The sequence below is a fragment of the Paenibacillus tritici genome (assembly GCF_018207515.1).
GTDB classification, from domain to species: Bacteria; Bacillota; Bacilli; order Paenibacillales; family Paenibacillaceae; genus Paenibacillus_AQ; species Paenibacillus_AQ tritici.
Genome location: NZ_CP073365.1, coordinates 5,909,688 through 5,924,231 on the forward strand (window position 1 = coordinate 5,909,688; position 14,544 = coordinate 5,924,231).

Consider the following 14,544-nt stretch of genomic DNA (forward strand, 5'->3'; position numbering starts at 1 on the left):
TCAAATACTCTTTTTATAGAAGTTAGTTACAGAAATGACATGACAAGCCGTCCGCTCCGTACCAGACCAGGCTACGAAGAAGACGGCTCCTTCAATGTATATAATGTTGTGGCACACAGCAGGAGCACCGCATAATTCTCTCTGGAATCATCATCAAGCACATATACTTCCCCCTGCTCAAAAAGTTGCGGATGATTATAGTTACGGTGCAGTTGATAAATCGCTCCTGCGCTCACCCTGCAGCCATGCACTGCAGTTCTGATTCCCACATAATCGGCTTCTTCCATTATCAGTGTCGGGTACAGCTTGCTGCGAAGCTCATCGCCGGTCATGGCATCACCTTTCAGGTCAACTTCTCAAATATCGGCAGGCGCTTATGCACCATCCCTATAGCTAAGTATTGCCCTGATCATCAGCATTTCCATCATTTACACCCGCTGACTATCTCCTCCGCCTGCAGGCTCGTCCAACGGTGAGAAACAGCAACCCGTGAGATACTGTAGGAGACACCGCCCACCGGCAACAAGCAAGTGGAGAAACGTATCTTAGTTTCCTGATTTCCGAGCATGATAGGCAAACAAGTGGAAAAAGAGCACCTACTGTTATTGATTTTGCCCCTTCAGCATAAATTATGAGAGATTAAGTGCCGTTTATCCAACTGCTGTCCCAACAGAGTTCTTCCATTCATCAGCAAGTGTAGAAAATCCAACTACTGCCCGCTCCCTTAGCTCTCACGAACAGGCAAGTAGAAACGGCTTTGCCGTCCTTTTAATGGATGGTACCGTTTCAACAAAAAATGCCCTGCCCATAAGGCAAGACATTCCTATTATAGAATGAATCTCCAGACCTGCGAACGAGTCCGGCTCAGTTCTAAGTTAAGTTACAGGCCTTTGATCTCCTTGAACTTCGCTACATACTGCGCAGCCAGCTCCGTGATCTGGTCATAACGGCCTTCCTTGGCCGGTGCGGTCAGGTTGCCGCCGATGCCGACAGCGATGCAGCCGTTATTGATCCATTTCTCCATATTGTTCAGATCCACGCCGCCGGTAGGCATAATGTTCACGTGCGGCATAGGGCCTTTGACAGCCTTGACATAATCCGGTCCGAACGCACTGCCAGGGAACAGCTTCAGCACATCCACGCCCAGCTTCAGAGCTTCCTTCATTTCATTCAGCGTCATGCAGCCTGGCATATACGGTATGCCGTACAGATTACACATCTTGGCCGTATCTTCTTCAAAAGACGGGCTGACCACAAATTCCGAGCCTGCCAGAATAGCGATTCTTGCCGTAAGCGGGTCAAGCACAGTACCGGCACCAATCACAGCGCGGCCCCCATATTCGGCAACGAGGCGCTTGATCGCTACTTCTGCACCCGGAGTCGTAAAGGTAACTTCTATATTGTTCAGTCCGCCCTCTATACAGGCTACCGACATTGCATAGGCATCATCCGCATTGTCCGCACGGATAACGGCTACTACGCCGACAGATGTGATATTCTGCAATACTTTAATTTTTTTCATGGTAGAAACTCCCTCTCTGGTTATATTTCAAGTAAGAATATTAATTTAGATAAACTAATTTATCTAATTTACTAACATCAGGCAGTATCCCTCTAAGAAAATAGTAATAATAATGTCGCCATCAGTCAATATATATTTATCCGCGCAGAAGCATTCTTCTTCAAAACTACGAAAAAAACACTTATGTATCAACGTTCTACGGACTTTCACGCTCATTTCCCGACCCAAATTATCCCGCTGGATGAGCAATGCTATATTGTACAAAACCGTTTTATGTGATAATTTCAACTTATATTCTATTCCACACCATAATAACGGTTTCATTTTAGGAGGAACTATTGATGAGCAAACAACTGGATGCAGTTACATTCGGAGAGCCGATGGCCATGTTCTACGCCAATGAAGCCGGCCCCTTACATGAGGTCACTTCTTTCTCCAAGGCGCTGGCAGGTGCAGAGAGCAATGTTGCGACCGGACTATCGCGCCTTAAGCATCTGACCGGTTATGTGACCAAGCTGGGCGAAGACAACTTCGGTCAATTCATCGTCTCGGCGCTGAACAAGGAGAAGATTGATACCGCCAGCATCACAACCACCCCGGAATTCCCCACAGGTATGCTGATCAAATCCAAGGTGCTGACCGGAGATCCCAAGGTTGAATATTTCCGCAAAAATTCCGCCGCCTCCAAGCTGAGCCTGGCCGACTTCAATGAGGAATACTTCGCTTCCGCAGGCCATTTGCATGTGACCAGCATCTCTGCTGCACTCTCGGTTTCCTGTCACGAGTTCTCACTTCATGCCATGGAATTCATGAAGCAGCGCGGCGCAACCGTGTCGTTTGACCCCAATCTTCGCCCGGTCCTCTGGCCGGACACCGAAACCATGATCAACACAATCAATGATCTGGCAACCCGCTGCGACTGGTTCCTGCCCGGACACAGCGAAGGCAAGATCCTCACCGGCCTTGAGACGCCGGAGGAGATTGCCGGGTTCTATCTGGAGCGCGGCGTATCGCTTGTAGTGATCAAGCTCGGTCCTGAGGGTGCATACTACAAAACCTCTGCTGGTGAAGAGGGTTATGTGGACGGCTTCAAGGTAGAGCAGGTTGTGGATACTGTTGGTGCCGGAGACGGCTTCGCGGTTGGCGTCATCAGCGCCATGCTGGAGAAGCTCAGCGTAGCCGAATCCGTCAAGCGCGGCAATGCGATTGGCGCACTCGCCGTAATGTCGCCTGGCGATATGGACGGACTTCCGACCCGCAGCGAGCTGGAAGCTTTCATGAACGCAGGCGTGTAATGTAAGGAGGCTTACGAGTGCTGCAAAGGAGCCTAGCTGCTATCCATCCTTAGCTTCTCAGCCCCCTTGGATAGCTTGTTCACAAATAAGGACCGCCACATGAAGCCTTACGGCTTGGAGAGCGGTCCTTTTGGTATGCAGATCGAATAACAAACCGTTCTATTTCGATTGAGCCGGTGATTGCACGGAGGCTCCCTGCTGCAAGGAAGGCGGAAATCTGTAAGTGATAGGGATTGCGCCGTCCGCATCGTTGATCAATGAGAGCATAATCTTCGCTGCCTGCATCCCCATCTCGTAAGCTGGCTGACGGATCGTAGTAATGTCAGGATTGTAGATTCGGGCGAATTCGGCATCGTCAATGCCGATAACCGACAACTGGCCGGGGATCGCAATGGCATGGCGGTTCGCATATTTAAGAATTTCGCCCAGCACCAGATCATTGGCGGCAAGCAGTGCTGTCGGCGGCTGGGGCAGCTGCAGCAACTCGTCCAATGCAGCAGCGATATCTTCGCGCGGCACACTGCGCATGTATGAGTCCAGCAGCGGCAGACCGGCCTCCTCCATCGCCTTCTTGTACCCGCTCATTCTCTCTTTGCGCGGGGTAATCGCATGGACTCCCAGCGGCAGCGAAAGAATAGCAATCGCTTCATGGCCGTAGTTGCTCAGCTCCCGGACGGCTGTCTTCACCGCCATCTCGTTATCCAGCAGCAGGCTCTGGGTAGTGATTCCGTCTACCAGCCGGTCCATGAAGACCAGCGGGTATTCCGCTTCAATTAATCGGGTGTAGGGTGCGGGCTGATCTCCAGCCGGGAAAATAATCAGCCCATCCACCTGCCGGGCGACCAGCGTCTCCACATAAGTATTCTCCTTATCGGCGTTCTCGTCCGAGTTGCAGATGATCACCTGAATCCCGTGGCGCTGCAGCTCATTCTCGATCGCCCGGATACACTGGATGGACAGCGAATAATCAATATTGGCTACAATAATGCCAACCATATGCGTGCGGTTCTGCTTCAGGCTGCGGGCCAGGCCGTTCGGCTGGTAGTTCAGCTCGTCAATAACCTCGGCGATGCGGTTTTTGGTCGCCTCACTCATATATTTGAACCGTTTATTCAAAAATTGCGAGACTGTGCTTTTCGATACGCCCGCCTTCTGGGCCACATCCTCAATGGTCAGCTTCTTCATTTACCCCGCTCCACTCTTCTATATATAGAAGTCCAATAATAAACACAGACAAAGTTTACTTGATGATATTATCAAAATTATAGCTTTATTTTAGTAAATTATCTACTTGAATCGGATTAAGCAGCAGACAGCAAAGAAGAACCCCGTAGTCTCACCAGGATTCCTCTATTCGATGCTACAAATACAGAACACTCACATCCCTGTCGGGACTGGTTCTATATGCTCTCCGAATTCATTATAGTACCAATCATAATACCACTGCTGGCCGAGCAGCAACGCCATGTCAGCTTCGCGCTTCTTTCCTTGTATCTCATAAACGGCTGTTTGCTTCTGTCCTTTAATATCGATCCCGATCTTGCTCTCAACGTTCTGTTTCTCACCTGTAGCTAAATCGTATAATACACCATGCATCTCATAAGCGTTCCGTCCATTCTTCGTATAATATACAACCAGCATACCTTCATTCACATGATCAAAAGCAATATACGATCTGTGAACAGAAAGATCGTAGCCTTCGCCGGCGTAGTCATACAGCTCACGTGGAACTGCCGTTTCTCCGGCCGCCGCTGCGGTTACATTCACTACAAAGAACTTATCCTGTGTTCTGCTATTTTTCTTACCCAAGGTAAAGGTAGCGCTACTCATGATAACATAATCGCCACCGGCATAGATTCCGGACAGTTCATAGTAGCTCTGTGAACCGCCCGCGTAGAGCGGCAAGGTGTATATCCGCTTGGCTGTAGCTTCCGACAGCTCAGGCTGCCCTTTGTGAGACAGATATAATGCATAAGGCTCAGTAGGATGTGTGTATCCAGGCTTGCTGTAATTCACCATCGGAGGCGGAGGCGACCAGACGATACCGGCATTAGTCTCCACGGCACGCGCACTTGCCCTGTCTCTGTTCATGGGCAGGGGCATATAGTACTTCATCCCGCCTAGCTCGAATTCCGCAGAGCCGAGCGGGGGCTGGTAAGCCCCCGGCGATGCCGAAGGGGTTGCTGAAGCAGACGGCGACGGTTGTACCACAGCCGCTCCCGAGCTAGGCTTGAATAGCGAGGCCAGCTTCGCTGCCGGGCCGGAATCGGCCCCCGGGCCAAATGGCCAGATCAGCACACTGATTAGCAGCACTGCTGCCAGTCCGCCCAGGCCCGCGGCCCGCCCGAACCGGCGGCGGTGTCCGCTTTTGCCCGGTGAGCCTTCTGCCGCAGCCTCTTCAATCCGCGCCATGAGCTGTGGCGTGAATCCCGGCTCTACAAGCGGGTTGCGCCCGGCTTGCTTGTACCAGTCCTTTTCCCCGCTCATCACCTTCACTTGCTCATTCTCTTGTCTTGTCTTCACAGGTCTTCCTCCTTCATCGCCGTTCTCACTTTCATTCTGGCCCGGCCAAGACGCGATTTGACCGTCCCCTGCGCGATCCCGAGCAGCGCTGACAGTTCAGCGACAGATAGATCCTGCTGAATATCCAGCACCAGCACCTCTCTGTACTTATCCGGCAGCTCCATGATGATCTCCCAGATGTGGTTCGCGTACTGATTGCCGATAGCCTCTTGTTCTGCGGACAAGGTGCCTCCCTGATCCTGATGGCTTCCCAGCGGAGTGAACCTCCGCCAGAAGCTGCTCTTCCGTAAGCTGAACGCGGTGTTGCGGGTGATGGTGAGCAGCCAGGTTTTCAAGGTGGCTTGGCCCCGGTACTTGCCGATACTCTTGTATGCCTTAAGGAATACCTCCTGGCTGATGTCACTGGCCTGCTCCCGGCTGCGGGTTAAGAAAAAAGCATAATTCCATACGTCCGAACCATAAGTCTCCATCATCTCACGAAGGGATATAGACGGAACGCAGGTCATGTTATAGGGTAATTCGTTACTACGATTCATACTTCTCTCCCCTCTCACCCAATAAGACTCACGCGGGCAGAAACGGTTCCCTTTATATGTGGACTGATTGCACTTCCTGCAATAGAACGGATGATATTCAACGTTAAAACCTATTCTATTGCATTTCCTACAGTAGAATTTGGAAAATCTGCTCCAATCCCCCTCATTTGCTGAAATCAAGTGTACAAAATGCAACAGATCCCATTTCCCCCGAGAATTCGAGTCCATCTAATGTATAAAATGCAATCACATCCGTATTCACCGGAGTCTGAATGCCTGATCAATCCGCAGACGATTCCCCTTCGCCAAACGCCCCATTCGGACCATTCCCCCGCGCAGCAAATTGCTTAAAAAAAATACTAATAAATTATAAGAGAATAGAATGCAGGCGGGGCGTGGGATTGGCCATTTCAACCCGCATTTTCCGGGCCTGGGAGGGGTTGTTCGTCACTTGACTTTTCAATATATGGTATATAAAATGATTAAGCATTACTAAATATAGTGTATATAATAGAAAAGCCAATAAATCTAGTGAAATGGCCCATCATCATTTGTCAAGTAGAAAGAGCTAATGTTATAGGAGGTTAGGGACCATGCTGATTGCTTACGATTCCAAGACTGGCAACGTTAGAAGGTTCATCAATAAACTGAAGCTTCCCGCTGTTCAAATCGAAGAGCATATGACGATCGACGAGCCTTACGTGCTTGTTACATACACCACCGGATTTGGACAGATTCCAGAGAAGGTATCCTCATTCTTAGAGAAGAACCATTCCAGGCTCAAAGGCATCGCCGCGAGCGGCAACAAAAACTGGGGTGAGCTATATGCGCACAGCGCAGATCTGATTGCACAGCGTTACAACGTACCGGTGGTCGGCAAGTTTGAATTGTCGGGAACATTTGGTGATGTACAGCGCATAAAACAGGAGGTGGACCGGGTTGCGGCATATTGAACTGAACAACATGTTGATGAAGAGAGACGAAAGCGGCTTTTTCCAATTGGATAAGGACCAGGAGGCGGTAGCCGAGTTCATGCGGGATGTGGAGCGGCGCAGCCTGACCTTCACAACTACCAAAGCGAAGATTGATTATATGATTGCCAATGATTACTACGAGGACCTGTATGACCGTTATTCTGCGGCTGAGATGGAGGATGTCTACCGGATTGCCCACGAATATAATTTCCAGTTCCCTTCCTATATGGCGGCTTCCAAGTTCTATACGGACTATGCTGTCAAAAGTAATGACCGCAAGCAGTACCTGGAGCATTATCCGGACCGTGTAGCTGTCGTAGCCTTGCATCTGGGACGCGGCAATGTGGAGACGGCCCGTACACTGGCCCGCTCGATGATGGAGCAGCGCCTGCAGCCTGCTACGCCAACCTTCCTCAATGCCGGCAAAAGCCGCCGCGGTGAGATGGTCTCCTGCTTCCTGCTGGAGATGGACGATTCGCTGAATTCGATCAACTATGTGCTGAACACCTGCATGCAGCTGTCGAAGATCGGCGGCGGTGTTGCCGTCAATCTGTCCAAGCTGCGATCGCGCGGCGAGACGATTAAGGGTGTCGAGGATGCGGCCAAAGGCATCATGCCTGTCCTGAAGCTCATGGAAGACGGCTTCTCCTACGCCGACCAGATGGGTCAGCGCAAGGGTTCGGGCGCGGCTTATTATAATATTTTTGGCTGGGATGTACTCGAATTCCTGGACAGCAAGAAGATCAACGCCGACGAACGGACACGCCTGAAGACGTTGTCTATCGGCCTGATCGTGCCTAACCGCTTCTACAAGCTCGCACAGGATAATCAGCCGCTGCATGTGTTCGCTCCTTATACAGTCTATCAGGCGTACGGTACGCATCTGGATGACATGGATCTGGACGTCATGTACGACACCCTGCTCGCCGATCCGCGGGTGAAGAAAAGAATCGCCATGAGCGCACGCGACATGCTGACCAAGATCGCCATGATCCAGCTTGAATCGGGCTACCCATATATTATGAACAAGAGCAACGCCAACGCTGCTCATGCCCTGCGGAATGTGGGCCAGATCAAGATGTCCAACCTGTGCACCGAGATTTTCCAGTTGCAGGAGACTTCGGAGATCAATGATTACGGGCAAGAGGATGCCATCCGCCGCGATATTAGCTGCAACCTGGCTTCACTGAATATCGTGAATGTGATGGAGCACGGCAAGATCCGTGAATCCGTACATGAAGGGATGCTGGCATTGACTGCGGTCAGTGATATGACTACGGTCTCCAACGCTCCGGGCGTAGCCAAAGCGAACAAGGAGATGCACTCCGTGGGTCTGGGCGTGATGAATCTGCATGGATACTTTGCCAAGAACAAGGTGGCTTATGAGAGTGAGCAGGCCCGTGATTTCGCCCGTACCTTCTTCATGACGATGAACTATCATTCGATTGAGAAAAGTATGGAGATCGCCGCCGAGACCGGTGAGACCTTCTATGGCTTCGAGCAGTCCGACTACGCCAGCGGCGTGTATTTCGACCGTTATCTGACTACAGACTACCGTCCGGTTACGGCAAAAGCGCAGGAGCTGTTCGAGGGGATCTACATTCCTACCACCGAGGATTGGAAAGAGCTGCGTGACAAGGTTATGCAGAACGGATTGTACCATGCCTACCGTCTGGCGATTGCGCCTACAGCGAGCATCTCGTACATCCAGAATGCCACCTCCAGCGTAATGCCGATTGTAGAGCAGATCGAGACCCGCACCTATGCCAACTCGACCACCTACTACCCGATGCCTTACCTGCGTCCGGACAATGTGTTCTATTATAAATCCGCCTACCAGATGGACCAGTTTAAGGTGATTGATCTGATTGCGGAAATTCAGCCCCATATCGACCAGGGCATCTCGACGGTCCTGCATGTGAACAGTGATGTAACGACACGTGAGCTGGCACGCTCTTACCTGTATGCGGCGCACAAGGGACTGAAATCCCTGTACTACACCCGGACCAATAAACTGTCTGTCGAGGAATGCCTGTCCTGCTCTATCTAAGAGCGGGCACGGGTACAGAAAGGGAGAATATACGATTATGAGCGCAATCCAAGCCGTGAACTGGAACCGTCCCGACGACGATTTCTCGCTGATGTTCTGGAATCAGAATATTATGCAGTTCTGGACCGACGACGAAATTCCATTATCCGATGACAAAATGTCCTGGCTCACGCTGAGTGAGATCGAAAAGGACTCCTATATGAAGGTGCTGGGCGGATTGACCCTGCTGGATACGATTCAGGGCGGCGTGGGTATGCCGCAGATTATGGAGCATGTGGACGGCTTGCAGCGCAAGGCGGTTCTCGGCTTCATGGGGATGATGGAGCAGATTCATGCGAAATCCTACAGCAGTATTTTCACCACACTGGCTTCCACCGAGCAGATTGACGGGATCTTCCGCTGGGTGGAGGACAACACGTTCCTGCAGTTCAAGGCAGCGACGATCTCTGAATATTATTCTAAGATTGAAACGAAGAAAGACCTCTATCTGGCGATGTCCGCATCGGTTCTGCTGGAGAGCTACCTGTTCTATAGCGGCTTCTTCTACCCGCTCTATCTGGCCGGACAAGGCAAAATGACCTGCAGCGGCGAGATCATCGACCTGATCCTGCGCGATGAGAGCATCCACGGCGTCTATGTCGGCGTGCTTGCCCAGGAGATTTTCGAAGAGCTGTCCGAAGAGGACCAGAGCGATGTCTACCAGACCCTGGTGGGTCTGCTGCGCCTGCTGCATGCAAATGAGGAGCAATACACCGAGCAGATCTACGCGCCGATTGGTCTGGTGGAGGAAGTGAAGACGTTCCTGCGCTACAATGCCAACAAGGCGATGATGAACCTCGGCCATGATCCGCTGTTCGATGAAGAAGAGATCAACCCGATCGTGCAGAACGGGATCAGCACCCACACCAAGCAGCATGACTTCTTCTCGAAGAAGGGCAACGGGTATGTGCGGGCTATGAATGTGGAGCCTTTGCGGGATGAGGATTTTAAGTTTTAAGTGGGTAGATTGAACTTGTAAATACCGATTCCGGGATAATCGTGGCTCCAGAGAAGTTTTGGACTTCCGGCCGCTGTTGTATACAGATTTCCTTGATTAGACCGCTGTTCGCGGTAGAAATCCGTATACAAAGGCGGACGCTAACGCTCCTACAGTTCCAAAATTCCCTTCCGCCACTTACCCTTTATTTGTAATTAACAAGTTCAATCTATAGGATAGTATGTATAAAAAGCCCCCGTCAGCTTGGACAAGCTGACGGGGGCTTTTTTTGTGAGACACAGTTCTAGGCCCTGCGAAGGTCCTGAGTAAACATCGAAACCCAAGCTCCACTTTTCACTGAAACGGTACCGTCCCCAAAAGGAAGGCAAAGCCGAATCTATATATGAGACCATACGGGTGTTGAGACGTAGGAGTAGGGATGGGTATTTTTACAAGAATGAGGTGTGGTGGTATGGCCTTACATATTCAAGAATACGGGGATCGGAGCGCGGATTGTCTGATGATCTTCCTGCATGGCGGCGGCGTGAGCGGCTGGATGTGGGAGAAGCAGGTTAAGGCTTTTGCCCGCTACCACTGTGCGGTACCCGATCTGCCCGGACACGGGCTAAGTTCAGATGCACCTGAATTCTCTATCCGCAGCAGTGCAGCAGAACTGCTCCAATGGATTGAAGACCACGCTGGCGGCAAGAAAGTCGTCGTTATAGGCTTTTCGCTGGGCGCACAAGTGTTGACTCAAATGCTGGGCATGCAGCCTGCGCTCATTGATTATGCCATCATTAACAGTGCTCTGGTCAGACCGGTCTCCTATGCTGCAAGATGGATCAGACCGGCTGCCAGATTATCCTTCCCCCTGATCCAATACAGATGGTTCTCCAGGCTTCAGGCCAAGACACTATATCTGGGCGATGAATACCTGGAGCGGTATTATGAAGAGAGCTGCCGGATGCAGCCTGAGACCCTGATCACCGTGCTGGAAGAGAATATGTCATTCTCCATCCCCCCCGGGTTCAGCGAGGCCGCAGGCAAGATATTAGTAACCGTCGGCGAGCAAGAAAAAGCTGTGATGAAGCAATCCGCCCAAGACCTTGTTGACGCGAGCTCCCACTGTATCGGCGTGATGATCCCCGGGGTTGGACACGGAGTCTCTCTGGCGAGGCCAGAGCTTTTCAACGGGCTGGTGGATGCCTGGATACACGACAGGGATCTGCCCGGGGGATATATAAGAATGGCAGCCGATCGCCCCCGGAAGTAATCTCTAGTTCAGATCCTCCCTCAGCTTATACCTGACGGCAAGGAAGCCAAATAATAGAATGGCTGCGGCCGCAACGCCAAACGTATGCACTATGTCAGCTGTACTATTGAAATCCTTGACCCGCACAAGCGTATTGATCAGCAGATATTTGCTCAGATGAATGCCGGTAAGCTGAGCCTCCAGGGCCGCCAACACCATGCCGATCACATTCAGTGCCAGAATAAATCCCGCGCTCAGGCTGATGAGCAGGTTTTTGGCGATCATGGCAATACAGAGAATAAGGATCGAGAACGCCCAGTGCAGCAGGAATTGGCCGATTAGCAGCGGAATGAACACGGCAAGGTCACCGAGATCAGACCGGTCAAAAAACAGCCTTCTCCCGGCCCCGTCAGCAATCAGCATCGTCAGAAACATCATCGCCACAAAAATGGCGAGAATGATCAATTTTGAGCATACGGAGTGGAGTCTTGCGTTACGCATGGAAATGTAATTTTTGTGGAAGCCGGAATTAAATTCGCTCATATAAAAATAGATCGTGAACACCGCAATATAGATCAGCATCCATGAAGGCGGCTGCGAGATGTTATACTGGATGAATTCGCTCTCCGTTAAGCGGCTGACTGGAATAGCACCCTCCACCGGCTGCTCGTATTTCTTCATCATGAAGATGCCGAAGATTTGAAAAGCGCAGAACAACAGCAGCAGCAGATACATCATTCTATTTCTCCCGAACCGGTGCAGGTCCATCTTAAGCAGATTAATCATGCCGTTCACCTGCACTTTCCGTGCGTTCCAGAAAATATTGCTCCAGGCTCTGCTTGTGCTTTGCTATGGAATCTATCATTATCCCCTGCTCCGACAGCACCTTGACGATCTGCCGGATGTGGATATTCTCGTCATATACATACACCGTCCGGCTGTCCACCACCTTATATTTCGTGATATTCAGCTCGCGCTCCAGCACCGGAAGAGCTGCCCGGGCTTCCTCCACTCCAAGCTCAATCCGTTCCTCGCAGCGCTGCTGCAATTCTTCCCGCGAGAGAACCTCGATGAACTCTCCCTGATGAATAATGACGTATTTGGTGGCGATCTTCGATAGCTCCTCCAGGATATGGCTGGAGATCAGAATCGTTAAGCCCGCTGTGTTCAGCTCCAGAATCAACTGCCGTATCTCCACAATGCCCTGCGGGTCCAGCCCGTTAATCGGCTCATCCAGAATCAGCACATCGGGACTGCCGAGCAATGCCACCGCTATCCCCAGCCGCTGCCTCATACCCATGGAATAGCTTTTAACTTTGGCAGTATTCTTGCTATCGAGTCCTACCAGCTGCAGCAATTTCTCTATCGCCGCGTTCCTGTCCCCCAGACCATACGCCATGGCGAGCAGATTCAAATTCTCGTAAGCTGAAACATTCGGGTATAACCCGGGATTCTCAATCAGTACACCCATCCGCTCGAAAAAAGACTGCTCCCCGGCCGCAGCACGGTTGAAGAAATGCAGCTCTCCCGAGGTCGGATACACGAGTCCGCCGATCATCTTCAGCAGGGTGGATTTACCCGCCCCGTTCCTCCCGATGATCCCGACAATCTCCCCTCTGTAAATCTTGAGATCGGCATTTCGTACCGCCGTTTTCGATTTGTACATCTTGGTAAGTCCGCATATTTCAATCATGCAATCTGTCATGGCTGCCACCTCCTTACCCTAAGTTAACAGGATGAAGACTAAGATATCGCCAATAAAAGGTTAAGAAAGTTCAAAGCTGTGCTCATCTGCTCAGCCTGAAGCCGATGCCCCAGATCGTATCAATATAGGCTTCACTGTCATGCGGTTTGATTTTGTTGCGGATATTGCTGATATGTACGGTTATGGTTTTGTCCTCCCCCAGATAGACCTCGTTCCAGGCGAGCTCATAGAGATCCTGCTTGGTGAACACGCGGGTAGGATTCTTAAGCAGCAGTTCTACAATTCTGTATTCCTGCCGGGTCAGATTAAGCGCTGTTCCGTGAATTCGCACACTGTAATCCACACTATCCAGCACCAGATTCTTATGTCTGAATTCATTCACCGGCTCCTCCCCAGTTGTTCGCTGGATATGGACATGGATGCGGGCAATCAGCTCCTCCAGCTCAAAGGGCTTGGTCACATAATCATCCGCGCCCAGCGTGAACAGATTCAGCTTATGATCGAGCTGGTCCTTGGCCGAGAGGATAATTACCGGAGTCCCGGAATTCCGCTCCTTGCGCAGGCTGTGCATGAACGCCTCCCCGGACAACCCCGGCAGCATCAGATCCAGCACGATCAGGTGATACTCCCGCTCCGCCAGGTTCAGCAGCCCTTCACTGCCCGAATAAGCGCGGGTGCACAGAAATCCTGCGGCGGTAAGCCCGTCATGGATAATCCCGTTAATATGCTCGTCATCCTCAACGATGAGAATTCGCCTGCGGTTCCCGTCCCTGCTGCCGTTAACATTAGTGTACATGGGCATACTCCTTTCCCGTTGTCTTGAAGGCTATGCTAATCCTGAAGGTATCCGCTGTACATTCGGCCTCTGCGTATCCGTTCATTTTCTCGATCAGCGCCTTCACAATCGAAAGTCCAAGACCGGAGGAATGGAGGGTACGCGACGGATCTTCTTTGTAAAAGCGGGTAAATATCTTCTCCGTATCCACTGTACTGCCCGCCTTCAGCCGGTTAGTGAAGCGTATACACAGCGTATCCTGCCTATCCTGGACTTCGACCGAAAGCGGGCCTGCCCCGTGGATGAAATAGTTGCCGATAATATTGGAGAATATTCGCTCTATAGCATTCGTATCCCCCATGACCAGCGCGGACCGCTCCGGCAGCCGGAGTTCAGGCTCCTCCCCGGAACGGGTGAAGTCATCAAGGAAGGTGAACAGATTCCGCTTCAGCACCTCCATAACCTCAACCGGCTGCAGCTCAAACACATATTCAGGATTCTGCAGCTTCGTATACAGAAACAGCTCATCCACCAGCTTGATGATCTGCTGTATTCTCGACTGGGCAAGCCTTACATACTGGCTCTTCTCCTGCTCCGCCCCCGCCCGCAGCGCCAATTGAAGATAACCGTCCAGGGAAGTGAGCGGCGTCCGTATATCATGGGACAGACTAATAATCGTAGAGTTCATCTCCTGATTCTTGCGGCTGAACTGCTCATCCATAGCTCTCTGGCGGCTCAGCAGCATATTGCACTCCCGGACCAGCCTGTCGATCTCCCTCGGCTTCAATTGCGTAGCTACAAACTTACGGGATTGATGCTCCATAATAAAAGACAATTGGCTGCTGATCTGCTTAATCTGGCTTTTGTAGTTCAGCAGGTAGAGCGTCTGGAATATCAGCAGCATTAAGAGTCCTGCCAGGACAATAAGGATACGAT

General features: G+C 51.3%; 14 protein-coding genes. 5 read left to right on the forward strand and 9 right to left on the reverse strand.

Annotated features, from left to right (window positions below; genetic code table 11):
• Positions 1-71: 71 nt before the first annotated feature.
• Positions 72-332 carry a hypothetical protein gene (locus KDC22_RS25405; protein WP_211720786.1) on the reverse strand — a complete coding sequence of 87 codons (261 nt, stop codon included), beginning with the start codon at positions 330-332 and terminating at the stop codon, positions 72-74.
• Positions 333-880: 548 nt separating this feature from the next.
• Complete coding sequence (locus tag KDC22_RS25410) at positions 881-1,522, reverse strand: bifunctional 2-keto-4-hydroxyglutarate aldolase/2-keto-3-deoxy-6-phosphogluconate aldolase (protein WP_173128473.1); 642 nt, start codon at positions 1,520-1,522, stop codon at positions 881-883.
• A 341-nt stretch (positions 1,523-1,863) separates the two neighbouring features.
• Between KDC22_RS25410 and KDC22_RS25415 the strand changes: the two genes are divergently transcribed.
• Positions 1,864-2,817 carry a sugar kinase gene (locus KDC22_RS25415; protein WP_211720787.1) on the forward strand — a complete coding sequence of 318 codons (954 nt, stop codon included), beginning with the start codon at positions 1,864-1,866 and terminating at the stop codon, positions 2,815-2,817.
• 159 nt (positions 2,818-2,976) lie between these two features.
• On the opposite strand, the gene KDC22_RS25420 is transcribed toward KDC22_RS25415, so the two are convergent.
• The 3 genes from KDC22_RS25420 to KDC22_RS25430 all read right to left on the reverse strand — a co-directional run bounded on the left by KDC22_RS25420 (position 2,977) and on the right by KDC22_RS25430 (position 5,876).
• Entirely contained in the window at positions 2,977-4,002 is a 1,026-nt protein-coding gene (locus KDC22_RS25420; RefSeq protein ID WP_211720788.1) for a LacI family DNA-binding transcriptional regulator, read from the reverse strand.
• A gap of 192 nt (positions 4,003-4,194) precedes the next feature.
• The gene (locus KDC22_RS25425; protein WP_211720789.1) at positions 4,195-5,340 is read right to left on the reverse strand and encodes a hypothetical protein; all 1,146 of its coding nucleotides are present in this window, start codon (positions 5,338-5,340) and stop codon (positions 4,195-4,197) included.
• Positions 5,337-5,876 (reverse strand): RNA polymerase sigma factor, encoded by a 540-nt coding sequence (locus tag KDC22_RS25430; protein WP_211720790.1) that lies wholly within the window; start codon positions 5,874-5,876, stop codon positions 5,337-5,339. Before KDC22_RS25430 ends, KDC22_RS25425 begins: the two co-directional genes overlap by 4 nt.
• Before the next feature lie 593 nt (positions 5,877-6,469).
• Between KDC22_RS25430 and nrdI the strand changes: the two genes are divergently transcribed.
• The 4 genes from nrdI to KDC22_RS25450 all read left to right on the forward strand — a co-directional run bounded on the left by nrdI (position 6,470) and on the right by KDC22_RS25450 (position 11,149).
• Positions 6,470-6,829: a class Ib ribonucleoside-diphosphate reductase assembly flavoprotein NrdI gene (gene nrdI / locus KDC22_RS25435; protein ID WP_039309577.1), complete on the forward strand. Its 360-nt coding sequence runs from the start codon at positions 6,470-6,472 to the stop codon at positions 6,827-6,829.
• On the forward strand, positions 6,816-8,900 hold the full coding sequence (gene nrdE, locus KDC22_RS25440; protein WP_173128488.1) for a class 1b ribonucleoside-diphosphate reductase subunit alpha: 2,085 nt from the start codon (positions 6,816-6,818) through the stop codon (positions 8,898-8,900). Before nrdI ends, nrdE begins: the two co-directional genes overlap by 14 nt.
• A gap of 37 nt (positions 8,901-8,937) precedes the next feature.
• The gene (gene nrdF, locus KDC22_RS25445) at positions 8,938-9,897 is read left to right on the forward strand and encodes a class 1b ribonucleoside-diphosphate reductase subunit beta (RefSeq protein WP_173128491.1); all 960 of its coding nucleotides are present in this window, start codon (positions 8,938-8,940) and stop codon (positions 9,895-9,897) included.
• A gap of 451 nt (positions 9,898-10,348) precedes the next feature.
• Positions 10,349-11,149 carry an alpha/beta fold hydrolase gene (locus KDC22_RS25450; RefSeq protein WP_173128494.1) on the forward strand — a complete coding sequence of 267 codons (801 nt, stop codon included), beginning with the start codon at positions 10,349-10,351 and terminating at the stop codon, positions 11,147-11,149.
• Positions 11,150-11,152: 3 nt separating this feature from the next.
• Here KDC22_RS25450 and KDC22_RS25455 read toward each other — a convergent pair whose 3' ends face one another.
• The 4 genes from KDC22_RS25455 to KDC22_RS25470 form a co-directional block, all read right to left on the reverse strand.
• Positions 11,153-11,923 (reverse strand): ABC transporter permease, encoded by a 771-nt coding sequence (locus KDC22_RS25455; protein ID WP_211720791.1) that lies wholly within the window; start codon positions 11,921-11,923, stop codon positions 11,153-11,155.
• Complete coding sequence (locus tag KDC22_RS25460; RefSeq protein ID WP_173128500.1) at positions 11,907-12,833, reverse strand: ABC transporter ATP-binding protein; 927 nt, start codon at positions 12,831-12,833, stop codon at positions 11,907-11,909. Before KDC22_RS25460 ends, KDC22_RS25455 begins: the two co-directional genes overlap by 17 nt.
• 82 nt (positions 12,834-12,915) lie before the next feature.
• On the reverse strand, positions 12,916-13,629 hold the full coding sequence (locus tag KDC22_RS25465) for a response regulator transcription factor (RefSeq protein WP_173128503.1): 714 nt from the start codon (positions 13,627-13,629) through the stop codon (positions 12,916-12,918).
• Entirely contained in the window at positions 13,619-14,512 is an 894-nt protein-coding gene (locus tag KDC22_RS25470) for a sensor histidine kinase (RefSeq protein WP_173128506.1), read from the reverse strand. Before KDC22_RS25470 ends, KDC22_RS25465 begins: the two co-directional genes overlap by 11 nt.
• Positions 14,513-14,544 lie beyond the last annotated feature (32 nt).